At 54.1% G+C, this 24,662-nt stretch carries 24 protein-coding genes; 9 read left to right on the top strand and 15 right to left on the bottom strand.

Going from position 1 to position 24,662, the window contains the following annotated elements:
- Positions 1-293: 293 nt before the first annotated feature.
- The 3 genes from cysB (at position 294) to acnA (ending at position 4,751) form a co-directional block, all read left to right on the top strand.
- Positions 294-1,268, top strand: a complete 975-nt coding sequence (gene cysB, locus IAE27_RS21470) for an HTH-type transcriptional regulator CysB (RefSeq protein ID WP_004101390.1) — start codon at positions 294-296, stop codon at positions 1,266-1,268.
- A 245-nt stretch (positions 1,269-1,513) separates the two neighbouring features.
- Entirely contained in the window at positions 1,514-1,681 is a 168-nt protein-coding gene (locus IAE27_RS21465; RefSeq protein WP_004101391.1) for a YmiA family putative membrane protein, read from the top strand.
- A gap of 397 nt (positions 1,682-2,078) precedes the next feature.
- A complete protein-coding gene (acnA, locus tag IAE27_RS21460; RefSeq protein WP_049128052.1) occupies positions 2,079-4,751 on the top strand; it encodes an aconitate hydratase AcnA in 2,673 nt (890 codons plus the stop codon).
- Positions 4,752-4,814: 63 nt separating this feature from the next.
- On the opposite strand, the gene ribA is transcribed toward acnA, so the two are convergent.
- Positions 4,815-5,405: a GTP cyclohydrolase II gene (ribA, locus tag IAE27_RS21455; RefSeq protein WP_004101393.1), complete on the bottom strand. Its 591-nt coding sequence runs from the start codon at positions 5,403-5,405 to the stop codon at positions 4,815-4,817.
- 162 nt (positions 5,406-5,567) lie between these two features.
- Between ribA and pgpB the strand changes: the two genes are divergently transcribed.
- The 5 genes from pgpB (at position 5,568) to yciH (ending at position 9,211) form a co-directional block, all read left to right on the top strand.
- Complete coding sequence (gene pgpB / locus IAE27_RS21450) at positions 5,568-6,335, top strand: phosphatidylglycerophosphatase B (RefSeq protein WP_049128050.1); 768 nt, start codon at positions 5,568-5,570, stop codon at positions 6,333-6,335.
- A gap of 135 nt (positions 6,336-6,470) precedes the next feature.
- Positions 6,471-6,779, top strand: a complete 309-nt coding sequence (locus tag IAE27_RS21445) for a LapA family protein (RefSeq protein WP_004101395.1) — start codon at positions 6,471-6,473, stop codon at positions 6,777-6,779.
- Between the two features lie 6 nt (positions 6,780-6,785).
- Positions 6,786-7,955: a lipopolysaccharide assembly protein LapB gene (lapB, locus tag IAE27_RS21440; RefSeq protein ID WP_049128048.1), complete on the top strand. Its 1,170-nt coding sequence runs from the start codon at positions 6,786-6,788 to the stop codon at positions 7,953-7,955.
- A 192-nt stretch (positions 7,956-8,147) separates the two neighbouring features.
- Positions 8,148-8,885 carry an orotidine-5'-phosphate decarboxylase gene (gene pyrF / locus IAE27_RS21435; RefSeq protein WP_017146059.1) on the top strand — a complete coding sequence of 246 codons (738 nt, stop codon included), beginning with the start codon at positions 8,148-8,150 and terminating at the stop codon, positions 8,883-8,885.
- Positions 8,885-9,211: a stress response translation initiation inhibitor YciH gene (gene yciH, locus IAE27_RS21430; protein WP_108703920.1), complete on the top strand. Its 327-nt coding sequence runs from the start codon at positions 8,885-8,887 to the stop codon at positions 9,209-9,211. The genes pyrF and yciH overlap by 1 nt, the downstream gene beginning before the upstream one ends.
- 96 nt (positions 9,212-9,307) lie before the next feature.
- On the opposite strand, the gene osmB is transcribed toward yciH, so the two are convergent.
- From osmB to sapC, 10 genes are all read right to left on the bottom strand, one after another.
- Positions 9,308-9,526, bottom strand: coding sequence for an osmotically-inducible lipoprotein OsmB (gene osmB / locus IAE27_RS21425; RefSeq protein ID WP_004139496.1), 219 nt, complete (start codon positions 9,524-9,526; stop codon positions 9,308-9,310).
- Positions 9,527-9,803: 277 nt separating this feature from the next.
- Positions 9,804-10,553, bottom strand: a complete 750-nt coding sequence (locus IAE27_RS21420) for a DNA-binding transcriptional regulator YciT (RefSeq protein ID WP_004101403.1) — start codon at positions 10,551-10,553, stop codon at positions 9,804-9,806.
- 72 nt (positions 10,554-10,625) lie between these two features.
- Positions 10,626-10,808: a hypothetical protein gene (locus IAE27_RS21415; RefSeq protein WP_004101405.1), complete on the bottom strand. Its 183-nt coding sequence runs from the start codon at positions 10,806-10,808 to the stop codon at positions 10,626-10,628.
- A gap of 177 nt (positions 10,809-10,985) precedes the next feature.
- Complete coding sequence (locus IAE27_RS21410; RefSeq protein ID WP_200092860.1) at positions 10,986-12,920, bottom strand: exoribonuclease II; 1,935 nt, start codon at positions 12,918-12,920, stop codon at positions 10,986-10,988.
- An 81-nt stretch (positions 12,921-13,001) separates the two neighbouring features.
- On the bottom strand, positions 13,002-14,150 hold the full coding sequence (locus IAE27_RS21405) for a carboxymuconolactone decarboxylase family protein (RefSeq protein ID WP_135800378.1): 1,149 nt from the start codon (positions 14,148-14,150) through the stop codon (positions 13,002-13,004).
- A 183-nt stretch (positions 14,151-14,333) separates the two neighbouring features.
- The gene (fabI, locus tag IAE27_RS21400; RefSeq protein WP_004101419.1) at positions 14,334-15,122 is read right to left on the bottom strand and encodes an enoyl-ACP reductase FabI; all 789 of its coding nucleotides are present in this window, start codon (positions 15,120-15,122) and stop codon (positions 14,334-14,336) included.
- Positions 15,123-15,332: 210 nt separating this feature from the next.
- The gene (locus IAE27_RS21395) at positions 15,333-15,875 is read right to left on the bottom strand and encodes a HutD family protein (RefSeq protein WP_200092858.1); all 543 of its coding nucleotides are present in this window, start codon (positions 15,873-15,875) and stop codon (positions 15,333-15,335) included.
- 18 nt (positions 15,876-15,893) lie between these two features.
- Positions 15,894-16,703: a putrescine export ABC transporter ATP-binding protein SapF gene (gene sapF / locus IAE27_RS21390; RefSeq protein ID WP_064344777.1), complete on the bottom strand. Its 810-nt coding sequence runs from the start codon at positions 16,701-16,703 to the stop codon at positions 15,894-15,896.
- Between the two features lies 1 nt (position 16,704).
- Positions 16,705-17,697, bottom strand: a complete 993-nt coding sequence (gene sapD, locus IAE27_RS21385; RefSeq protein ID WP_004101425.1) for a putrescine export ABC transporter ATP-binding protein SapD — start codon at positions 17,695-17,697, stop codon at positions 16,705-16,707.
- Positions 17,697-18,587: a putrescine export ABC transporter permease SapC gene (sapC, locus tag IAE27_RS21380; protein WP_004101427.1), complete on the bottom strand. Its 891-nt coding sequence runs from the start codon at positions 18,585-18,587 to the stop codon at positions 17,697-17,699. Before sapC ends, sapD begins: the two co-directional genes overlap by 1 nt.
- A 146-nt stretch (positions 18,588-18,733) precedes the next feature.
- Between sapC and IAE27_RS21375 the strand changes: the two genes are divergently transcribed.
- On the top strand, positions 18,734-19,951 hold the full coding sequence (locus tag IAE27_RS21375; protein WP_200092857.1) for a tyrosine-type recombinase/integrase: 1,218 nt from the start codon (positions 18,734-18,736) through the stop codon (positions 19,949-19,951).
- Between the two features lie 220 nt (positions 19,952-20,171).
- Here IAE27_RS21375 and IAE27_RS21370 read toward each other — a convergent pair whose 3' ends face one another.
- The 4 genes from IAE27_RS21370 to IAE27_RS29680 all read right to left on the bottom strand — a co-directional run bounded on the left by IAE27_RS21370 (position 20,172) and on the right by IAE27_RS29680 (position 24,659).
- Positions 20,172-20,411, bottom strand: coding sequence for a DUF4060 family protein (locus tag IAE27_RS21370; RefSeq protein WP_200092852.1), 240 nt, complete (start codon positions 20,409-20,411; stop codon positions 20,172-20,174).
- A gap of 39 nt (positions 20,412-20,450) precedes the next feature.
- Positions 20,451-21,539 carry a RecT family recombinase gene (locus IAE27_RS21365; protein WP_200092851.1) on the bottom strand — a complete coding sequence of 363 codons (1,089 nt, stop codon included), beginning with the start codon at positions 21,537-21,539 and terminating at the stop codon, positions 20,451-20,453.
- An 11-nt stretch (positions 21,540-21,550) separates the two neighbouring features.
- Positions 21,551-24,364: a RecE family exodeoxyribonuclease gene (locus IAE27_RS21360; RefSeq protein WP_200092850.1), complete on the bottom strand. Its 2,814-nt coding sequence runs from the start codon at positions 24,362-24,364 to the stop codon at positions 21,551-21,553.
- A gap of 136 nt (positions 24,365-24,500) precedes the next feature.
- The gene (locus IAE27_RS29680; RefSeq protein WP_004121647.1) at positions 24,501-24,659 is read right to left on the bottom strand and encodes a YdaE family protein; all 159 of its coding nucleotides are present in this window, start codon (positions 24,657-24,659) and stop codon (positions 24,501-24,503) included.
- Between the last annotated feature and the right edge of the window lie 3 nt (positions 24,660-24,662).

Genomic DNA, 24,662 nt, shown 5'->3' with positions numbered 1-24,662 from the left:
ATTTCCCAAGTGACTGATCTCCCACGTTAATCTGCTTTTTTATCTCCCGCCTTATAACTGTCTTATTATTTTTTGTTAGTATCTATACATAGTAGATATAAATGATATAGTGGTTATAGCTAATCTCTTTTTTATTATCAAATCGTCTTATACATCATCGTCTTCAGGATACGTTGTGGCGTCTAAATGGCGAGTCGCAGAGAGGCAGAGCCAGACTGGATTGCCAGCCGGATCGTCGCCTGAACGTAAAATGTATTAAGCGGGTTCATTTTACGCGCTATCGGATATCAGCCATGAAACTACAGCAGCTCCGCTATATCGTTGAGGTTGTTAACCATAATCTGAACGTCTCCTCTACTGCCGAAGGTCTGTATACCTCACAGCCGGGCATCAGCAAGCAGGTTCGCATGCTGGAAGATGAGCTGGGAATTCAGATTTTCGCCCGCAGCGGCAAACATCTGACCCAGGTTACTCCTGCGGGCCAGGAGATCATCCGCATCGCTCGCGAAGTACTGTCGAAGGTGGATGCGATTAAATCGGTGGCCGGAGAGCACACCTGGCCTGACAAAGGTTCGCTGTACGTGGCGACCACGCATACCCAGGCGCGCTACGCGCTGCCGGGGGTTATCAAAGGTTTTATCGAACGCTATCCCCGCGTCTCGCTGCACATGCATCAGGGCTCGCCAACGCAAATCGCCGAGGCGGTGTCGAAAGGCAATGCCGACTTCGCTATCGCTACGGAAGCGCTTCATCTCTATGATGATTTGGTCATGCTGCCGTGCTATCACTGGAACCGTTCCGTGGTCGTGACGCCGGAACATCCGCTGGCGTCGCGAGAGTCGGTATCGATTGAAGAGCTGGCGCAGTATCCATTGGTGACCTACACCTTCGGTTTCACCGGTCGTTCTGAACTGGATACCGCCTTTAATCGCGCCGGTTTAACGCCGCGCATCGTGTTTACCGCGACTGACGCCGATGTGATTAAAACCTATGTCCGCCTGGGGCTTGGGGTAGGGGTAATAGCCAGTATGGCGGTCGACCCGGTTTCCGATCCGGACCTGGTCAAGCTGGACGCCAATGATATATTCAGCCACAGCACCACCAAAATAGGCTTCCGGCGCAGCACCTTCTTACGAAGCTATATGTATGATTTTATTCAACGATTTGCACCGCATCTGACCCGAGACGTGGTCGATACCGCGGTCGCTCTGCGCTCAAATGAAGATATTGAGGCCATGTTCAAAGATATTAAGTTACCGGAAAAATAACCGCAGAAAAAATGATGGCATCCTCACGGGGATGCCAAAACCTATAATGACCTGAATTTGAATATCTAAACGTTGTCTGAATCACAATTTTCGTTAACTCCTCATACCAGATTTGCAAATATACCTGTCGCGATCAAAATAATGATTAAAGATATCTGCCGGGAAGCGAATTCGCTGGATTAATAGCGCATCCATAATTAAGATTTATCTGTGGTTAGCAATTCTTAGCGATTGGTGGTGAAAAAATGATTAGTGATATCGATTATATGAAGTTTACGATGTCACAGGAACGTGACAAGACTGAGATAGATCCGGTTTTGAGAAGTAAGGCCTGGAGCGCCGTTATCCTTGGGCTTGCGATGTTCTGGAGCGTCATTGCTCTGGTTATCTGCAACGTTTGGTTTCTAAGCTAGAGCACCTGCCAGTCAAAATGGTTGTGTCAGTTTTATGACAAGTGAAATATTGAGAATAATTTCCATCTGATAAAAATAGCGGCAATAAGGAGGATATAATCTTTCTCTTTTTAGATTCGCTCAATAAATTTTCTCTATTGGACTAATCGGCAAAATAATGGCGATTAGTCCTTCTTTGTACTCGCGTACTAATACACCTCGGTTGTTGAAGTAAACGCACCTTCTTCAATGCTTCTCAATATTACCACCCTCTATTATTCAAATTTCCTGTCTTAATCCGCTTAACCAATTTTAGCAATTTGAGTTGTTATCAAAGTGTTACATCAAAGATGTGTTATCTTTAATAATGACCCTGAGGAGGATCAGGGGATGCTATCCCTAAGGTAAAGGAGGAGCTATGTCGTCAACCCTACGAGCAGCCAGCAAGGATACGCTTCAGGTTAAAGATAAAACCTGGCATTACTACAGCTTACCGCTGGCCGCCAAAGAACTGGGCGATCTCTCGCGCTTGCCCAAATCACTTAAAGTGCTACTGGAAAATCTGTTGCGCTGGCAGGACGGTGATTCCGTCACCGCCGAAGATATTGATGCCCTTGCCGGATGGCTGGAGCATGCCCATGCCGACCGGGAAATTGCCTACCGTCCAGCGCGCGTTCTGATGCAGGACTTCACCGGTGTTCCCGCCGTCGTCGATCTGGCGGCGATGCGCGAAGCGGTAAAACGCCTGGGAGGCGACACCGCCAAAGTGAACCCGCTTTCTCCTGTCGACCTGGTCATTGACCATTCGGTTACGGTAGACCGTTTCGGCGATGATGATGCCTTTGAAGAAAACGTCCGGCTTGAGATGGAGCGTAACCATGAGCGTTATGTCTTCTTACGTTGGGGACAACAGGCTTTCAGCCGCTTCAGCGTGGTGCCGCCGGGCACCGGGATTTGCCACCAGGTTAACCTGGAATATCTCGGTCGGGCGGTATGGGGCGAACAGCAAAACGGCGAGTGGGTAGCCTTCCCGGACACGCTGGTCGGTACCGATTCACATACCACAATGATTAACGGTTTAGGCGTACTCGGCTGGGGCGTGGGCGGTATCGAAGCGGAAGCCGCCATGCTTGGACAGCCGGTATCCATGCTGATACCGGACGTTGTCGGCTTTAAGCTGACCGGCAAGCTACGTGAAGGCATCACCGCGACGGACCTGGTCCTGACAGTCACTCAGATGCTGCGTAAACATGGCGTAGTAGGTAAGTTTGTTGAATTCTACGGCGATGGCCTCGATTCCCTGCCGCTGGCGGACCGTGCGACTATCGCTAATATGTCGCCGGAGTATGGCGCAACCTGCGGCTTCTTCCCGATTGATGCGGTCACGCTTGACTATATGCGCCTGACCGGGCGCAGTGAAGAGCAGGTGGCGCTGGTGGAAGCCTATGCGAAAGCCCAGGGGATGTGGCGTCAGCCCGGAGATGAACCGGTCTTCACCAGTACGCTGGCGCTGGATATGGGTAGCGTCGAAGCCAGTCTGGCAGGGCCGAAGCGTCCCCAGGATCGCGTGGCTCTCGGCGATGTGCCTCATGCCTTTGCTGCCAGCACCGAACTGGAGGTGAACCACGCGCAGAAAGATAAACGACCAATCGACTATACCTTAAACGGGCAGCAGTACTCGCTACCGGACGGGGCGGTGGTGATTGCCGCGATCACCTCCTGTACGAATACTTCCAACCCCAGCGTGCTCATGGCCGCTGGCTTGCTGGCGAGGAAAGCTGTCGAGCTGGGCCTCAAACCGCAGCCGTGGGTTAAAGCATCGCTGGCGCCGGGATCGAAGGTGGTTTCCGACTATCTGGCCCATGCAAAGCTGACGCCCTATCTGGATGAGCTGGGATTTAACCTGGTCGGTTACGGCTGTACCACCTGTATCGGTAACTCTGGGCCGCTGCCGGATCCCATTGAGCGGGCAATCAAGCAGGGCGATCTGACCGTCGGGGCCGTGCTTTCCGGCAACCGCAACTTTGAAGGACGTATTCATCCGCTGGTAAAAACTAACTGGCTGGCTTCACCGCCGCTGGTGGTCGCCTACGCTCTGGCGGGTAATATGAATCTTGACCTGACGCGTGAACCATTAGGGACCGGTAAAGAGGGTCAGCCGGTGTATCTGAAAGATATCTGGCCGAGCGGCAGCGAAGTGGCCCAGGCGGTTGAGCAGGTCTCAACGGAGATGTTCCGCAAAGAGTACGCTGAAGTATTTGAAGGGACCGCCGAGTGGAAGGCGATTAAAGTGGATCGCTCTGATACCTACGACTGGCAGGATGATTCGACCTATATTCGTCTGTCGCCCTTCTTTGATGAAATGGGCGTTGAACCTGAACCGGTGGAGGATATTCATGGCGCGCGCATTCTGGCCATGCTGGGCGACTCGGTTACTACCGACCACATCTCACCGGCGGGCAGCATTAAAGCCGACAGTCCTGCGGGGCGTTATCTGCAGAATCACGGCGTCGAACGCATCGACTTTAACTCCTACGGCTCACGTCGCGGCAACCATGAGGTGATGATGCGCGGCACCTTTGCCAACATCCGTATACGTAACGAAATGGTGCCCGGCGTGGAAGGGGGAATGACCCGCCATCTTCCGGATAGCCAGCCTATTGCTATCTACGATGCTGCAATGCTCTATAAAGCGGAGGGCACGCCGCTGGCGGTCATTGCCGGCAAAGAGTACGGTTCCGGCTCCAGCCGCGACTGGGCGGCTAAAGGCCCGCGTTTGCTGGGCGTCAGGGTGGTGATTGCCGAGTCATTCGAGCGTATCCACCGCTCCAACCTGATTGGTATGGGGATTCTGCCGCTGGAGTTTCCGCAAGGGGTAACGCGCAAAACGCTGGGGCTGAACGGCGAGGAGCGGATTGATATCAGCAACCTGCAGGCTCTACAGCCAGGTATGACGGTACCGGTCAAGCTCACCCGCGCGGACGGTAGTCAGGAGGTCATTGAGTGCCGCTGCCGTATCGATACCGCGACTGAGCTGACCTACTATCAGAACGACGGTATTTTGCACTATGTGATCCGCAATATGCTCTAAACCTGCGTCTGATATAAAAAGGGCCAGCATATGCTCTGGCCCTTTTCTTATTAATGCGGCGGATTATTTACTCAGCAGGTGGCCCATTTTCGCCGCCTTGGTATCGAGATAGTGGGCATTTTTCGGGTTGCGGCCCACGATCAGCGGCACGCGTTCGACAATGTTGATTCCGGCTTCGGTAAGGATCTCAACCTTCTTCGGATTGTTGGTCAACAGACGCACCTGTTCAACGTTGAGCAGCTTAAACATATCCGCGCACAGGGTAAAATCACGCTCATCGGCGGCAAAGCCCAGCTGATGATTAGCCTCGACGGTGTCATAGCCTTGATCCTGTAAAGCGTAAGCGCGAATTTTATTCAGCAGGCCGATATTGCGCCCTTCCTGCCGGTGATACAGCAGGATACCGCGCCCCTCTTCGGCAATATGCGACAGCGCCGCTTCCAGCTGAAATCCGCAATCACAGCGCAGGCTAAAAAGGGCATCGCCCGTGAGACACTCAGAGTGTACGCGGGCCAGCACCGGGGATTGCCCCGAAATATCGCCGAAAACCAGCGCGACGTGATCCTGCCCGGTTGCCAGTTCTTCAAAACCCACCATGAGAAAATCGCCCCATGGGGTTGGCAGTTTGGCTTCTGCCACACGTTTAAGCTGCATGTGATTCTCCAGATTCTATCAGCACCTGACTGTGCTTCTGTTTGCCGCTATTTTGCCACAACGGCGCGACGTTCTCCTAATTGCGTACGGTTACCTGCGCGCAAAGCGCACAAACGAACTACTTTCCGTTATGATATTGAGGTCAAAGAATAAGGAGATGAAATGCTGTTGATTGCCAGACGAACCGCCGTTGGCGCGGCCCTGCTATTGATTATGCCTGCTGTGGTGTGGATTTCCGGCTGGAAATGGCATCCGGAACTGTCGGCAGGCATGATGAAGCTGCTGTACTGGGTGACCGAGACGGTGACGCAACCCTGGGGCATCATCACGCACGTTATTTTATGCGCCTGGTTCCTGTGGTGCCTGCGATTTCGTCTGCGCGCCGCGGTAGTCCTGTTCCTGATTCTGGGCGCCGCGATCCTGCTGGGCCAGGGTATGAAGTCGTGGATTAAAGACCGCGTTCAGGAGCCTCGCCCCTTTGTCATCTGGCTGGAACAGGCCCGGCAGGTGCCGGTCACCCAATTCTACACCTTGAAACGCAAAGAACGCGCTAAACTGGTGCATGAGCAGCTGGCCCAGGAGCAGCAAATTCCGCACTTTTTGCGTAATCACTGGCAAAAAGAGACCGGCTTCGCTTTCCCTTCTGGTCACACCATGTTTGCTGCCAGCTGGGCGCTGCTTGGCGTAGGTCTGCTGTGGCCCCGGCGTCGTTGGGTAACCATGGCGCTGCTGCTGACGTGGGCCGTAGCGGTGATGGGGAGCCGCCTGGCGCTGGGCATGCACTGGCCGCAGGACCTGATCGTCGCGACGCTCATTTCCTGGCTGCTGGTGACCCTGGCGACCTGGCTTGCCCAGCGGTTCTGCGGTCCGCTATCGCCGCCGGGTGAAGAGGCGCAGGATATTAAAAAAAGGGCGGCAGCGCCGGAATAGTGTTGATATTGCCAGCTTCAGGCCGCATATCCTGTACTGGCGTCATGCATTTCCATTTCACCGCTGCGGCGAAAATGATACTTTATAGGGCTGAACGCGGGATTCTTACGCGCAACCCACATAACGGGAAGTCATGTGAAATATTTTCTAATTTTCTTATTGGTGTTAGCAATCTTCGTCATTTCAGTGACGCTGGGAGCGCAGAATGACCAGGTGGTCACGTTCAACTATTTGCTCGCGCAGGGTGAATTCCGTATCTCAACGCTGCTGGCCGTGCTTTTTGCTGCCGGTTTTGCCATCGGTTGGCTGATTTGCGGCCTTTTCTGGCTGCGCGTCCGCGTCTCTCTGGCGCGCGCCGAGCGCAAAATTAAGCGTCTGGAGCATCAGATTGCGCCAGCCGGCGCTGCGCCCGCTGAAGCCGGTGTTCCTGCGGTGAAGGAATAATCATTTATGCTGGAGTTGTTGTTTCTGCTTTTGCCCGTTGCCGCAGCATATGGCTGGTATATGGGGCGCAGAAGTGCACAACAGTCCAAACAGGACGATGCGAGCCGTCTGTCGCGTGACTACGTTACAGGGGTTAACTTCCTGCTGAGCAATCAGCAGGATAAAGCCGTCGATCTGTTCCTCGATATGCTGAAAGAGGATACCGGCACCGTCGAAGCCCACCTTACGCTGGGCAATCTGTTTCGCTCGCGCGGCGAAGTTGACCGCGCTATCCGCATTCACCAGAGCTTAATGGAAAGCGCCTCGTTAACTTACGATCAGCGCCTGCTGGCGGTTCAGCAGCTGGGGCGCGATTATATGGCAGCCGGGCTGTATGACCGGGCGGAGGGGATGTTTAAACAGCTGGTGGATGAAACGGATTTTCGCCTTGGAGCACTACAGCAGCTGCTGCAGATTTATCAGTCAACCAGCGACTGGCAGTCGGCGATTGAAGTGGCGGAACGCCTGGTTAAGCTCGGTAAAGAGAAGCACCGCGGCGAAATCGCCAACTTCTGGTGCGAGCTGGCGCTGCAGCAAATGGCGGGCAATGACCTGGATAAGGCCATGGCGCTACTGAAAAAAGGTGCCGCTGCGGACAAGAACAGCGCTCGCGTCTCCATCATGATGGGACGGGTGTGGATGGAGAAGGGCGACTACGCTAAAGCCGTCGAGAGCCTGGAACGGGTAATTGAGCAAGACAAAGAACTGGTCGGTGAAACCCTGGAGATGCTGCAAACCTGTTACCAGCAGCTGGGGAAAATCGACGAGTGGGAAGCGTTTTTACGCCGCTGCGCGGAGGAAAACACCGGGGCGACGGCCGACCTCATGCTGGCACAAATCCTTGAGCAGCGAGAAGGAATTGAGTCCGCGCAAAACTATGTGACGCGCCAGCTGGAGCGCCACCCGACGATGCGCGTATTCCATAAGCTGATCGATTACCATATTAATGAAGCCGAAGAGGGGCGTGCGAAGCAGAGCCTGGGTGTTCTGCGCCAGATGGTGGGCGAACAGGTCCGCAGCAAGCCGCGTTACCGCTGTCAAAAATGTGGTTTCACCGCGCATACGCTGTACTGGCACTGCCCGTCGTGCCGCTCGTGGTCCACCATTAAGCCAATTCGCGGCCTGGATGGGCAGTAAATTTAAAAAAACGCGCGCTTTAGTTACAACATACTAATGGATTTATCTTCATCATCTCCTCCGGCTACGGTAGCCGAATCGTCCGGCAGACAGGGAAATGCAGCCTGTTATTTTTGCCTTATCGCAGGTAGAATGCTGCCCGTTTACCTTTTTTGCGCCGAACCGGCGCTCATCAACAATTAAGGTCCGGTCATGACGTCTACTGCTACATCTTCTTCCCGCGTTGTCACATCCTCTCCCGTCGTCGTTGCTCTTGATTATGATAACCGTGATAAAGCGCTGGCGTTTGTCGACCGTATCGACCCGCGCGACTGTCGCCTGAAGGTGGGTAAAGAGATGTTTACTCTACTGGGGCCGCAGTTTGTTCGCGACCTGCATCAGCGCGGTTTCGAAGTTTTTCTCGATCTAAAATTTCACGATATTCCGAATACCACCGCCCGCGCGGTCGCCGCAGCGGCTGAGCTCGGCGTCTGGATGGTCAACGTTCACGCTTCCGGGGGGGCGCGTATGATGACCGCCGCACGTGAAGCCTTGCAACCTTTCGGCAAAGACGCCCCGCTGTTAATTGCCGTCACCGTGCTAACCAGCATGGAAGCCAGCGATCTACAGGATCTGGGGATTACGCTTTCTCCAGCCGACTACGCCGCGAAGCTGGCGGAGCTGACCCAGCGCTGCGGTCTGGATGGCGTGGTATGCTCGGCGCAGGAAGCGGTTCGCTTTAAACAAGAACGGGGCCAGGCGTTCAGGCTGGTGACGCCTGGCATTCGTCCACAAGGCAGCGACGCCGGCGATCAGCGGCGAATTATGACGCCGGAGCAGGCGCAGGCAGCTGGCGTGGATTATATGGTCATTGGTCGCCCGGTCACGCAGTCTGCCGATCCTGCCGCTACGCTGCGCAGCATCAACGCATCGTTGAATAAGGAGGCATGATGAGCGATTCCAATAGCCGACTGGTGTACTCAACGGACCGCGGTCGTATTGATGAACCCAAACCGGTACAAGCGCGCCCGAAAGGGGACGGTATCGTGCGCATCCAGCGGCAGACAAGCGGTCGTAAGGGTAAGGGCGTCTGCCTGATTAGTGGGATTGATGAAAATGATGAAGCGCTGGCTAAACTTGCCGCCGAGCTGAAAAAGAAATGCGGCTGCGGTGGGTCGGTAAAGGACGGTGTGATTGAGATTCAGGGCGATAAGCGCGACCTGCTAAAAACGCTTCTTGAAGCCAAAGGGATGAAGGTTAAGCTGGCTGGCGGTTAATCAATAATAAGGCCACGATAATTATCGTGGCCTGCAATTTTTTGCTGGTGTACTGGTCAGCTAATATAAACTTTAATTTAATTGCTTGCGGTTAAATTATTTACCTACCTGGTGGCCAATAATACCGCCGACTGCCGCGCCGCCCAGGGTACCCAGGGTGCTGCCGTCGGTAAGCACCGCGCCACCGAGCGCACCGGCGCCTGCGCCGATAGCGGTATTACGATCGCGTTTAGACCAGTTCGAACAAGCGCTCAGAGACATTGCAACAGTGACGGCCAGAACCACAGCGGCCATTTTTTTGTTCATTGAAGTCATCATTTTTTTTCTCCTGAATAATCTATTCATGGATACAACTTCCCTTAAGCATAGCTTGTTACGCCAGCTCGGGGAGTATTCCATGAAGCTTTAGTTGCGCAGGTGTTGCTCTATTCACGCAGGTGATAGTTACTTCCTGTTATATCGCTAACATTAATTCTACTTTCAATAAATTTTTCAGGCAGGTAAAAAGTCTGAATTCAGCGGTCAGATAAGTCTCAGACGAGAGCTATGCCGGGTACGGCCCGGCATACTAAAGGCAAAGCAGGGAGAACGATCAGGGATGGTTGACGATATTTACGGTTAAGCCGCACTGCGTTAACTGGTTATGCACGGCATCGTTTAGATTGTCGTCGGTAATAATGCGGTTGAATCGGCCGATCGGCCCGAGCGGATATGGGTGCACAACGTTGAACTTCGAGCTATCGCTCAGCACAATCGCCTCACAGCCCTTTTCAAGCACCGCGTTCACCACATCTGCGCGCATCATATCTCGTCCGGTAAATCCGGTTTCGGCCTGCCAGCCGTCGATGCCGATAAAGGCCTTGCTGAAGTGAACCTGCTGAATAAACTGCCGCGTGAGAGGACCAACCATGCTTTCGCTGCGCTTCTGGTAGATTCCACCCAGTAGGATCACTTCTCCGGGCGTTTCTTTCAGTAGGTGAGCGATATAGCTGCTGACGGTGATGATAGTGATATCGCCGCGCTCGGCAAGCGTACGGGCGAGCAGGGCGTTGCAGCTGCCGTTTTCGATAAATACCGTTTCCCCGGAGGAGACGAGCGTAGCGGCCCGCGCAGCCAGCTCTCGCTTAATGGCGAAATGGGTCATCATGCGGGTTTCCACATCTTCGCTGTCCAACGGAACGGCGAAGCCGTGGGTACGTCGCAGGTAGCTCTGCTTTTCTAATGAGTTTAAATCCTGGCGAATGGTGACTTCAGAGACACCGGTCATTTTCGCGAGATCGGCCACGCTCATACGGCCTTTATCGATGACCATTTGCAAAATACTTTGTTGTCGGGCGTTCATAGCAACTTCGCAGTTAAGGGCTGTTTGGGCGAGCGATCGGGCCAGGATGCCCGATTGCGGCGGTGTAGATTATCAAATTTCCCACGGGGCCTTAGGCTGGCCGGGTTTGTTTTCCTGTTCGTCGTTCGAAAGCGCCTGAAGTTCAGCTTTCAGAATTTCGAGGTTATGGATCGCGGAGTGATAATCCCCGGCAACCAGAATATCCAGCACGGTATCGATACGTTGGGCGAGCAGGCGAGCATTCAGATCTGACATGGCGTTATCCTGGTTACAAATGTGAATAAAATCAATGATGCTAAAAACGGATGAAAAAGAGAAGCGAAAAAAACGCACAACTTTACTCATCGACGATAATTAGCGGACAACGCGCGGAACACCTACGGGAAGGGCTAAAACGCGGCTCCGGGTAAGGGAGCCGCATTGAACAGTCTATCAGGCGGCAGGGCGCGCAATCACGCTACGGGTTTCCATGCGGACTTCGGCAATCGTGACATCGATAACATCCGTCACCTTATACACGACCTCGCCTTTAATTTGCACGGTACCGCTTTCCTGGCTGCAAACCAGCTCATCGCGTACGGCGTGGAGGAATGGGGCCGGGATAAAGGCAACTGCGCCGTTATCAACCAGTCGCACACGCATACCGCCGCGGCTGACATCGATAATTTCAGCAGCAAAGCGAGTATTAGTGCCGGCCTGCGGCTTCAGATAGCGGGCGTACAGCCAGTCGCCGACGTCGCGCTCCGCCATGCGGTTGAGGCGGCGACGTTCCGCCATTTGCACCGCAACGTCATCCTGCGGACGAGAGATGGTTTCCCCTTTGATAATCGCTTTCAGCAGACGATGGTTGATCATATCGCCGTACTTACGGATCGGGGAGGTCCAGGTTGCATAGGCTTCCAGACCCAGGCCAAAGTGCGGGCCCGGCTCGGTGCTGATTTCGGCAAAGGACTGGAAACGGCGAATACGGCTGTCGAGGAAACCGGACGGCTGCGCGTCCAGTTCGCGACGCAGCTTGCAGAAGCCCTCCAGCGTCAATACTTCCACCGGATCAACGTGAACATCGTGGGTTTTCAGCAAGGCCGCGAGCTGCTCGGTATTGGCCGGATCGAATCCGGTATGGACGTTATACACGCCGAAACCGAGCTTATCGCGCAGCACGCGGGCGGCGCAGATGTTGGCGGCAATCATCGACTCTTCAACGATGCGATTAGCGATACGACGCGGTTCGGCAACGATATCCAGCACTTCGCCTTTTTCGCCCAGCACAAAGCGATAATCCGGACGGTCCTTGAACACCAGCGCGTGGTTTTTGCGCCATTCGCTACGGCGCAGGCAGGCATCGTGCAGCAGGTTAATTTGCTGCGCGATTATCTCGCTCTCCGGCTGCCAGCCGCCGTTATTTTCCAGCCAGTCGGACACATCATCGTAGGCCAGCTTCGCTTTCGATTCGATGGTCGCCGCGAAGAACCAAATATCGTCTTCGATGGCCCCGTCAGCAGCCAGGATCATACGGCAGGCCAGAACCGGACGAACTTCGTTAGGGCGCAGGGAGCAGAGGTCATCAGAGAGTTCGCGCGGCAGCATCGGAATGTTGAAGCCCGGCAGATAGTTGGTAAAGGCGCGAATTTTTGCCGTATTGTCCAGCTTGCTGCCTTCGGCAATCCAGGCGGTTGGATCGGCGATGGCGACGGTCAGGTGCAGCTTACCGTCAGCGGCCAGCTCGGCGTACAGCGCATCGTCCATATCTTCGGTGCTGGCGCTGTCGATGGTCACGAAAGTCAGCGCCGTTAAATCGCGGCGTTCCAGACCCTCATCAAGCATCTCGGTCGCTACCCCATCCGGCGCTTCTTTTTCCAGATTATGGCGCGCCAGGGTGACCCACCATGGTGCGAAATGATCGTCGCCGAAGGTAATGTACTGGGTGAGCTCAGCGTAGAAACCGCGGTCACCTTTCAGCGGATGACGGCGCATTTCGGCAACGGCCCAGTCACCCTCTTTAAAATCATGCTCTACGCCGCGAGCAGCGCGGCAGGGGATGGCATCTTTCAGCAGCGGATGGTCAGGAACGATGGAAAGACGGTCGTCTTTCTTATGAACTTTGCCGACAAAACGCGTCAGGAACGGCTCAACCAGTTCTTCCGGCTCAGCGCTTTCGCGTTCTTTTTCAGTATTGACCACGGCAATAATACGATCGCCATGCATGACTTTTTTCATTTGCGGCGGCGGAATGAAATAGCTTTTCTGAGAGTCGACTTCGAGGAAGCCAAACCCTTTTTCCGTCCCTTTAACGACCCCTTCAACGCGCGGAGTCTGGGAATGCAGTTGCTGTTTAAGCTGCGCTAGCAGCGGGTTGTCCTGAAACATAATTTCTTATTTTCGTGGCTAAAAGAGCGGCTGACATTTTTACGCGAATATGCCTGCCGCAGCAAGCGCTGTTTCAGCATTTTACGTCTGCTGACATCCATTGCCGAGGGCGATTTTCAGACGATTCATCCAACCGCATAGCCCGCACCAGGCGAGAAGATCGATGGCGGCGGTGCGGGAAAGCCCGCATTCCGTCAATGGGCTTAGGTGGGCGGCGCTAAAACGGTCAGGGGAGCGGGTTAAAAGCTGTACGGACTGTAAAAGCCGGTGCTCGATGACATGCTCTTCTCTGCGCGACTGCGCGTCAGGAACGATACCGCGTAAAGCATCGGCAAAATCCGGACATCGCGAGGCCCAGGCATTGAAGCAGCTGATGCTGCCGTTAATCCGCGCTGCGATCAGCGCCACCTGAGCGGCGAACGGCGGCTGATCGCTGAGGTGGCTCAGGAGCAGCTCCTGCAGATCCAGCGGCGGTTCCTGGGTCGCCAGCAGCGGCGCCAGTTCAAACAGGCCGGGATACTTTTGCCATTTTGCCAGCAGCGACTGACGCTCATCATCGGCATAGCGTAAATCTGAGTCGTCGAGACCGGGCCGCCAGTCGCTCTCTCGGGCAATGAAAAGCGCCTCTGGCGCATCTTCCTGCTGCGGCATCCCGGGGATCCAGCGCACCGGGTAACCCAGCGCGGCGTGAAAGGCGGCGATAGCGCGCGCCTGGAAGCCGATAAAGCCAATAATCTGATTGATAAGAATAATGTCGCGACTGGTCAGGCCGACTTCGTCAAGCTGGCTGCGGGAGAGCGCGTTGATCAGTGAAGGAGAGCTCGCCAGCTGGCGGGCGTATTGGGTAATTTGCGCCAGGCGTCGATTGCTTTCACGCGAGGAGTCCGGGCCGGGAAGCGGCGCCAGGCGGGCTGCGTAGTGATTGCATAGCCGCTGAACGCCATAAACCTGGGCGACGGTCAGCGCCGTGCTAAGCCGGTCATAGGCGCTAAATGTCTGTAGACGATTTACGCTCACAGAAGCGGGGAACAGGGCATCAGCCAGCCGTCTGGCGGGTGCCAGCCAGTGCGCATGCGCCTTAAGCAGATCTTCAGGTAGCGTGAGATCGAGGAGAAAACGATCTTCGACATGGGCGGCTTCAGGGACGAGCGGCAATACATCCACCGGGCAGATTGTTGACTGGGTCTCATGATACCAGTGGTTTTTGCCGTAAACGCGGCGTTGCTCCATGGGCGTTCCTTGTTCGGTATGTGGCAAACCGCCGTTTCGCGGTCATGCTATGCGGAACTATCCTGGCTTAACCCTGGTGCAGGAGAAAATATTGATACGTGCTAACAAATAGCGGATTGGAATAACAGAAGGGTAAATATGCAGAAAAGACCCCTCCTCACGGACGTAAGGAGGGTGAACAGCTTATTTGATTTCCAGCTCGTTCATGGCGGCGATGTTGAAGCCGCCGTCAACGTGAACGACTTCGCCGGAGATGCCGGCAGACAGGTCGGAGCACAGGAATGCTGCGCTGTTACCCACGTCTTCAGTGGTGACGGTGCGACGGATCGGAGTGACCGCTTCGCAGTGCGCCAGCATTTTACGGAAATCTTTGATACCGGAAGCCGCCAGGGTACGGATTGGACCGGCAGAGATGGCGTTAACGCGCACGCCTTCCGGACCCATGGCGTTAGCCATGTAGCGGACGTTAGCTTCGAGGGAGGCTTTCGCCAGACCCATCACGTTGTAGTTCGGGATGGCGCGCTCTGCGCCCAGGTAGGAGAGCGTCAGCAGGGCGGAGCCCGGGTTCAGCATACCGCGGCAGGCTTTCGCCATCGCCACAAAGCTGTAGGCGCTGATATCGTGAGCGATTTTGAAACCGTCGCGGGTAACCGCATTAACGTAGTCGCCGTCCAGCTGATCTGCCGGAGCATAGCCGATAGAGTGTACGAAACCGTCAAACTTAGGCCATACTTTTGCCAGCTCGGTGAACAGAGACTCGATGCTCTCGTCTTCCGCCACATCGCACGGCAGGACAATGTTAGAACCCAGCGCGGCGGCAAATTCTTCCACACGACCTTTCAGTTTTTCGTTCTGATAGGTGAACGCCAGTTCAGCCCCTTCACGGTGCATTGCTTGTGCGATGCCCCAGGCGATGGACAGTTTGCTGGCAAGGCCAGTCAACAGAATGCGCTTACCGGAAAGAAAACCCATAGCTTTTAATCCTTATCGTTATTGCGTATTTTTACTTTAACAATCATCTGGTTAGCGTTGTTATTTCAAAATAACTCAAATTTAGCCGGGAATTATATCCCACTGACGACCCCTTGTGTCACGATATTTTTCTGCCATTTGCCACGGTCTGGCGCGCTTTGGCTACCGTGCGTACAAGAGTATACCATCTGATATTGCGGCGATCTGGGGTTAGCGGCGCTCGATTTCCGCCAGTAAAAGCCGGGCGTCCTCAGAATGCGGGATCAGCTCGCCAGGCGGTTGATTCTGCCACCAGATCCCCGAGCCGGCCTGGTAAATCGTATCCGCCATCCGCCAGTGTCCCCGCAGAACCCATGCGATACCCTCCGCGCCTGGCCGTTGCGGCTCAGCGACGACGCTAACCCGCGAGGCGGCACGCGCGCGCTGGGTCATAATATTGAAATCGAGACCGCGTCCGCTAATGCCTTCGCTGGCAAGAGGCCATTCGCCGGCAAAAGCCCATGGCTGCCAGAGCATCAGGCGCTGAGCAATATTGTCGCCCCGTAGCCACAGCGGCTGGCCCTCAAGAAGGGTGATGACTCGGTCAACGCCGGGAAAAGGAGAAAACGGGCCATCCTTTTCCAGCGTAGCGATACTGGCGCGCCAGAGAAACGGCGCATCTGGCGAGGCAACGCTGACAATTTCACGCGTTTCCCCACCGCCCTTTTTCCACGGCGTGACCGGCAGGGTAGAAAACTGAACCGGAACAATCATCGCAATTTTCGCCTCGGATTATTTACCGTCTTTACGCCAGGCATCGGCGGTCAGCGCCTCGCCGAAATGGCCGGCAATCAGACGTTTTGTCAGTTCGTGCAGCGGAGAGGCCAGTACATCGGCGGTGCTGCCGCGTTCGACCACTTCACCCTGGTGCATCACCAGCACCTGATCGCTGATGTGCTTCATCATGCCCAAATGCTGGGTAACGTAAATGTAGGAGATACCCTGTTTTTCCTGCAGCTCCAGCATCAGGTTAATCAGTTGGGAACGCATTGACATATCCAGCGACGCCAGCGCTTCATCGCAGACGATTACTTTCGGGCGCAGGATCAGCGCTCGCGCCAGGCCCAGACGCTGTTTTTGGCCCGGTGCCAGCATATGCGGATAATAGCTGACGTGGTCAGGCAGCAGACCAACCATGCGTAACGTTTCGATAATCTGCTTCTGCCGCGCCTCGGGTTCGAGGTCGGTATTGAGACGCAGAGGAAAATCGAGGATTTGCGAAATTCGCTGCCGTGGATTGAGCGAGGTCGACGGATCCTGAAAAATCATGCGAATCTTCTGGCTGCGGAAAGAGAAATCGCCAAACGCCAGCGGATGGTCATCAATCAGCAGTTCGCCTGTGCTGGGTTCGACCATCCCGGCGAGCATTTTCGCCAGCGTCGATTTGCCGGAGCCGTTTTCGCCGATAATCGCCAGAGTCTGGCGCTCGCGCAGGGTAAAGCTTAACGGCTTAACCGCCTCTACCGTTTGCCGGTGAAACCAGCCGGTGCGGTAGCGAAAGGTCTTACTCAGATTGCGTACTTCAAGCAATGTTTCGACCATTTCACTCTTTCTCCATGTTCAGAGGGAAGTGACAGGCATAGAGGTGGTTACGCGCGCCCACCAGCCGGGGCGTTTCGATACATTCACGCTGGGCGTAAGGGCAGCGCGGCCCGAGCCGGCAGCCGATAGGCAGCTGTTCGAGCAGCGGAATAGCGCCCGGCAAGGTATTGAGCCGACTTTTATGCGGCATGGCGCTGCCGAAATCGGGAATCGCCCGAATCAGCGCCTGGGTATAGGGATGATGAGGAATCGTCACCAGCTCCTCGCTCGGCGCGGTTTCCACCGTCTGCCCGCAGTACATGACGTTAATTTTGTCCGCCCATTTACTGAGCATCTGCATATCGTGACTGATCAACAAAATCGTGGTGTTGTTGTTTTGGTTCAGCCGCGTCAGCAGGCGGATGATTTGCGCCTGTGTTGTCGGCTCCATGGCGTTAGTCGGTTCATCGGCGATCAGCAGCCGCGGCTGGTTAGCCAGCGCGATGGCGATCATGACCTTCTGACACTCACCGTCCGTCAGCTCGTAGGGGAAGCTGCGCATCGCATCTTTATGGTCTTTAATCCCCACGCGGTGCAAGAGCTCAATGGCGCGCCGCTTGCGCCAGCCAAAACGCTGCCACCAGCGGCCTTTAAAGGTCCAGCCGGGGATATTCTGCGTGAGTTGTTCGCCGATACGTTCGGAAGGATCGAGACAGGATTGCGGCTCCTGAAAAATCATCGAGACGTTGTGGCCCACCAGTTTACGCCGCTCGCGCACTGAGAGACGCAGCAGATCGATATCGTCGAAACGCATACGGTCGGCGGTCACCCGCCAGTTGTCTTTGGTGACGCCGCAAATCGCTTTGGCAATTAAGCTTTTACCCGAGCCGGATTCTCCGACCAGGCCGCGAATTTCCCCCTCAGCGAGGGTCAGGCTGACGCGATCGACGGCTTTCACCCAGCCTTCGTTGGTTTTGAATTCAATGGTTAAATTTCGGATATCGAGTAACGGCATTATTCCACCCCGGCGATAATTGCGCGGCGGATCCCGTCGCCCAGCAGGTTAACCAGCAGGACGCTAATCATAATGGCCGCGCCCGGCAGCATCACCGTCCACGGCGCAACGTAAATCAGCTCCAGCGCGTCGCCGAGCATCGCTCCCCACTCCGGGGAAGGTAGCTGAGCGCCGAGGTCGAGGAAACCCAGCGCGGCGATATCCAGAATCGCCATCGATAGCGCTCGGGTGATCTCCGTAACCAGCCCAGAGGTAATATTTGGCAACACCGCGAACCATAAAATATTCAGGGTTGACGCTCCGTCAAGGCGTGCGGCGATAACATACTCTTTTTCCAGCTCGTCGTGCACCATGCTGTAAACCGAGCGTACCATGCGCGGCAGAAGCGCCAGCCAGACGGCGAACATCGCGTGGCTGAGGTGAGGTCCGGCGAAGGCGACCACGATGATGGCCAGCAGCAGTGACGGGATCGACAGCAGGGTATCGAGAATATGGTTCATTACTGCCGAGCGCAGGCCGTGGGTCGCACCGGCAATCACGCCAAGCACCAGACCCAGTAGGGTAGCGCCCAGCGTCACCACAAACGCGCCGCCGACCGTTGGCGCCGCGCCGCTCAGCAGGCGGCTAAGAACGTCGCGGCCCAGATCGTCGGTACCAAGAAAGAACGAGACTTCGCCGTAGCGCGACCATGACGGCGGCAGCAGTTGATAGCCAAGGAACTGCTGATCGATACCGTAAGGCGCGAACCAGCTGCCGAAAACGCACAGTAGCACCAGCGCCGCGCAGCCGTACAGGCCGATCATAGCGGTAGTATCGCCATAGAATTTTCGCCAAACGGTGCGCAGCGCACCCGGCGGGCGCTTCTCCAGATAGACGCTATCGTAGGGCATATGAACCTGTTTTATGTTTGTTAGTCATGATTGATGTCTTTTTAAATTCTTCAATACCAGCAACACGTTACTGCCATTTTGTGCTTTAAAATTCTTTATTTTGCATTAATTTGAAGGTTATCAATTTACGTATAATGTGTACACTGATGTGTATATCATCTTCCGGAGTGTACACATTGCTTACCGACACAAAACTAAGAAAAGCTCTTGGCAAAAAAAGAGACAAAATTGAGGTCATTTCAGACGCTCACGGCTTGAATGTCAGGTTGTCTACTTCCGGCAGTATAACATTCTTTTATCGTTACAGATGGAACGGGAAAGCCGTTCAGCTGACGATTGGCGATTATCCAACCATATCATTATCTCAGGCCCGAGAGCGCCGGCAGCAGTTCAGGGCGTGGTTGACGGAAGGACTGGATCCGAGACGGAAAACAGTGCTGGAGAAACAGAAAAAAACAGAAGCGCTGACAGTTAAAGAAGCGTTCGACTACTGGGAAAAGTATTACTGCATTCCAGAAGGACTGGTCAAAATAAAAGTTAATCGCCGGGACTTTAATAACCATATCGCTCCTGTGCTCGGTGACATGATCGTTGACCAGACAACGAAGGCACACTGGCTAAGCCTTTTTGATGATATGGGAAGAAGGGTGGTTACCGGTCAGATGCTGGGTTTAATGCAGCGTACATTCCGTTTCTGCTCCAATCGAGGGGTTATTAACGTAAACCCTATAGAAAGCTTAAGGCGTTCTGATGTTGGGCTTACTGCTGCGGTTAAAGATCGCTGGTTAAGTGACGAAGAAATCAAAACGGTCTGGAATACGCTACCGGAAATGAAGTACAGGCAGCAGCTGATTATGAAGTTTCTTATCCTGACCGGTTGCCGGAGTACTGAGATAAGAACGGCTAAATGGGAATGGTTTGATTTCCAGGAGGGAACCTGGACTATTCCAGCAAGTGATTACAAAACCGGTAAGTCAGTAAGGCGGGCGCTACCTGAAGCGGTGGTCAAAATGATGAAGACAGAAAAGGAAACATCCGTTTCAAATCATGTTGTGACACTGTCACGATATAAGGGGCCGGAAGATGATCGCCCCCCGCTTCAACCTAATGTCGCCTTGTTTTCAGCTCAAATCATAGCCAGAACGGGAATGAAAACATGGTCGCTCCATGACCTGAGAAGAACAATAGCGACACGCCTGTCCGAGCTCGGCGCGCCGCCACATGTTATAGAAAAATTGCTCGGCCATCATATGTCCGGCGTCATGGCGAGATATAACCTGCATGATTACCTTGATGATCAGCGCCATTGGCTTGGGGTATGGCAGACTCATCTTGAAAAGCTGATTGGTCAGCCTCTGGTTTGATACCCACGTTATCTTCCCAGGCCAGAAGGTCTGAAAGTCTCCACCTCTTAGGACTGCCGTTTATTTTCGGCTTGGGGAATGGCTGAGAAAAATAGGCCGGCATCCGGGAGGGGGTACTCCAGAAATACAGCGTGCTGCGTGAAATTTTGTACCTGGACAAAACGTCATCGGTTATCAATATCTCATCTTTAAAATGCGATGTGTTATTCATAAAAAAACCTTAGTTAGATTGTCCTGGCAGATGCTGCAGCCTGCGTGCGCAGTTCATTGCTGTGGCCACATAACTGCATTTTCTGTTTACTACCTCAACCGTAATCTTTGAGCCATTAACCTCAATGGTGTAGGTCAGCTTTGTCTTCTGACGTCCATAATCGCCGTACAGCTCAACGTGCTTCGCCAGTGTCGTTTCGCATGCCTGGCGTCCGAGAGGAGATTGCTTGCTTCGGTTTATTAGTCGCATAAACATTCCTTAATCGGGAGGGCGCCCCTCCCAATCTGGTTAGCTAACGTATTCCGGTTTCATGTCGTCCAGGGTGATGCGGAACTGGTCATACAGTTCATCACCAAGATGGCGTTTGGCGGCGGTGAGGGTGCCTTCAGCTTTAGCAAACAGCTCGGCGGCTTCAGGTTCGCCAGGATTTGGCAGTGAGTTGATCGCAGCTTCAAGCTTGTTACGTGCATCAACGAGGTAGTAGCGCTTCACTGCCTTGTTTTTCAATTCAGTAAAAAGTGCCGTACCCAGTAATGCTTTTTGCGATTCGATATCTGCGCGTATGGCTTTGGCTTGATCAACGGAGCTTGCTGTGTCAATCCGATCACGTAGTTCGTCGGCAACAGCATCAATGTTAGATGCTGATTCCTGCGCGCTGGCAACAGCGCATACGGTACTGGTTATCTCATTCAGCGTGATTTTTTCTGTCTGGCCAGGGTTGATTATCTTTTCCTCGCGCTCGTCAATCTCATCTGCAGTATAGACGCCCAAAATTACATCCGGGCAGTACAGCCGCGCCCAGCGTTTAACGGCGAGATATGCTAACTGCTGGCGGGGATCTGTTGCCCACAGTGTTGAATTCCGGACTTGTGCTTGCGAAAGCATCAGAACAAGCTCGCGAGGTTCAGACTCTCCTTTGAGCGTTGCCCAGGCGCGAACGCCCACCCCCGCTTCGTCTTTTAAATTCCAGCCCGGTGCGATATATTTCTTGTTCTGGCTGCTTGTCTTCTCCACGAAACGCCCAACGATATTTTCCCATTCTCCGAACCATTCGAAGTGGATTCGATCCTTTGTTGGCGCCATGGTGTTGATTACCGCATTCACCAATTGCGCTTCATATCCAAGAACACCTGAATTACCCACGATGAATGTTTTTTGTGCCACTGCGAATGGGTCCATGCCCCAGCGAGCAGCCTGCATTACAACAGCCATACACGCATCTGGTTTCCCGCGGTAATGCTCAGGCACGAAATTTCCACTATTTGCCATTACCTCCGAGAGCGTGCGCAGGCGGTTGAACAACTCACCGTTTGTCAGGATAGAAACGTTGTCGATCTTCTGGGTCTGGTTGTCTGTGGTTGCGACTAAATTGGACATTGTTTTTCCCCTTATGCCTGTACGCGCAATGCTTCAAGACGGCGCACATCAAAATCGTTAAGTTCTTCTGCGTAGTCTTCGGTGATCGGCGCCGGCCATTCGCCAGTGTCGAAACCGTTCGCGATAGCACGCATTGCTTTGCGATACTCCAGCATGCCGAGTTCTAGCAGTTCTTCGGAAGCCTCGATGATGGCAATCCAGTGGTAGCTCTCGTCTTTGTTTACGAAAATCCAGAAGAACTGATCCAGCGCTGCGGTTTCGCAGTACATAGCCGCGCTCAGGTGGTAATCGCGTTCGGTGATTTCCCGGTGCAGTTTCGCGCGCAGGCCTTCCTGCTTGATGCTCCACATGCTGATGGTTTTCAGGTCGGCACCAATGCGCAGGCCTCCCATATCGATCTCAAGGTCGGGACGCACGCGGATTTCCAGTCCGGTTTCTTCATCAATACCGAAATAGCTCACTTCGACGGCGCGGCTCGGGTGGGTCAGTAGCTTCCCGGCGGTCGGGTGATTCAGGAGTGCTTTCTGAATGGCCAGCGCAGTACTTAGCTGCTGACGGGTAACCAGCACTTTTCCTTCCGGGTTCTCGCGCCAGGCATCCAGTAGTTCGTCGGCGAATACCGCGTCAGGATTCACGGATTTCACGACCTGCATCAGGTCCACTTTGGTTCCCGACACTTTCAGCGGCTGCGCCTTCTGGGCTTCTTGCGCGACCAGGTCAGGATTAATGATTGCCAACTGTTCCAGCAACGCATCGCGGCTGCCGCTGGTTTTAACCGGCGCGGGCAGGGTGGCGTTGTATTCTTTGATGCAGGCCTTCATTGCCGTAGCGGTATGCTTAGTCCCATTCTCGATGCGCTGGAACTCTTCCGGGAGTTGCTCATATGACGCATAGGATTCGTCAACAGATGCCCCAAGCGGGAACGGCGCGGGCAGGGTGGCGTTATGTGCATCCAGTAATGCTTTGATATCGTCGGCGCTCAACAGCGGCGGCAGGCTGGCGTTGTGCTCGTCGATAAACGCTCGGATCTTCGAAGCCGTGGTGAAGGCGCCTTCGGGGATTTCCGGCTCGATGCTGAATTCTTTTTCCAGCTGCTCGGGCTGCAGCGCCAGTGCATGCACCAGATTACCCATATCCAGAACAGGGGAGCGTACCTTCTGGATGGTTTTGGATACGTGGCGCGCCTCAAAATACATCAGCGATACCCGGGCATCTTTAACCATCGTGGAGCTGATGCCGTTGGCGGCGTGATAAACCTCGTTCGGTACACCTTCATATCGACCAGGCTCGAAGTATTCCGGCCACGCTGGCGTTGTCGGTTTCTGGTCTGGTTCTTCGTCGCAAACTTCCGGTGTGGTTGTTGGTTCCTGGTCCCGAAGAACCGCAGCGGCCAGGTCAGGGCAGCGCTCAGTTAGAATTTTGCGTGCGTTTACGGCATCTGTTTCTTCAGCATCCGCATCAGCGCTTTCGCCTGCTGGTACCGGATTATCAGTTTCGTCTTTGACCTGCTGAGTCTCTTCCATCTGCACATGGCTGGTGGCCTCTTCGTTGTCGCTCTTTGGGGCAGGGGCGGCCATGAGGCCTTCAATGGAGTACATGCCAGCGCTGACTTTGGCAATTTCTGGTTGTTTGGTTTCGGTCAGATCTTCGTGAGGTTGTTCAATGACATTTGATTGACGGCCCGCGCGCGGATCCTCTTCCCACTCCGGATAGCCTTTTGAGCGCTCGCCGTTTTCATACATGCCATTAGCCGCAAGCCAGTTACGAACCATTGCCCGTAGTTCTGACGTGCTTTCTTCGCCATTCCATTTAATGGCCCGGGTGACGCCGAATATGCTATTTGCGTCGTAATCGAGAATATCTGTAGTTTTGCTCAGAATCTTGAGCGCCTTAACATGCACATCCTCTTTCCTGTCTACCAGGTCTTTGGCACCGATGAGTTGAGGGCGGCTGATTTTTCCAGGCTCTGCATCCGGGTACAGTTGAGCAATAGCGATCTCAATAGCCAGATTCGCGATATTTTGCGTTACGGCGCGTTTATAGCGTTCGGGTGTAGCGTGAGTGTCAGTATGGGGAACTGCTGAAATCTGATTGCCAGCTGCCCATTCCCTGGTAAGGATGCCGCGATCGATGACATTGGTTTCGAACCACAATTTCGCAAACTGTATACGCTTGCCAAGTTCGTGGCGCTTACCTTCAGGGAAGACCTTTTTATTCGCGCTCGTAAATTTCCACAAAGCTGGCATGTCGTATTTCTTTATTTCAGGAATACTTTCAGCGGCAAGAATGAGATCCTGAACTGCTGAGTTATCTGTATCCATTTCCATGGCGGAAAGGCGACCGCGATGTGGGGTGCTGATATGGTAAACGTGGCCTTCTTCTGCCATGTACTGTGCCAGCAGCTGAATGCGGAATGGCATTTCTGCGATGTTGTAGAGGGAGTTTTCATCGCCTGAAACAGCTGTGGCGGAAGCATCAGAATCGTTATCGTCTGAATCACCATTAACGATCTCACTTTCAACAGCGGTGGTTGAATTAGCAACAGCCCCCGGGATAACCTGCCAGGTGCGCTGGTCGTCGCCCAGCTGATAGCGCTTGCACCATTCAAAATCCAGAACACCTTCAGCGGGAAGGTCATTAAATACCGGGAAATCGGTCCGGATTGGTTTCAGGTAGTCTTTGCCGCGCCCGGTTTCTATTTCTGCATCTTCCAGATCAACGTCTAACTGCAGCTGCGCACGAGCTTCAGATTTTGCGGAACGCCAGATAATGGCATCGGCTTTACCCGATTTTTGAGTTGCCTTTATCAGATAAAAATATTCCATGTGATAGCCTCAATTTTGGGTGTTAGAATCCCCGGGCCATTGATAGCGCCGATTGGGTGTTCATTGGTTTTGGTAATTTCCGGTGTAACTTTGGTCGGTGGCACCGGACGTACAGCCCGCTTCGGCGGGTTTTACGTTAGGCCTCGTTGGCCATGGCGTCGTATTCGCCACAACGTTTCGAGCAATACGTTCTTTCACGTGGTACTAACTGCGTGCCGTGAATGATGAGAATGGTCATCTTCACAACTTTTCCTTCCTCCAGTGCCTTGCGGCAATACGCACATCGTTTCTGCATAAC

The organism is Klebsiella sp. S69 (assembly GCF_016516145.1).
GTDB lineage: Bacteria > Pseudomonadota > Gammaproteobacteria > Enterobacterales > Enterobacteriaceae > Klebsiella > Klebsiella oxytoca.
Note: the sequence above shows the minus strand (reverse complement) of the source record. Positions and strands in the feature narration are given on the sequence as shown.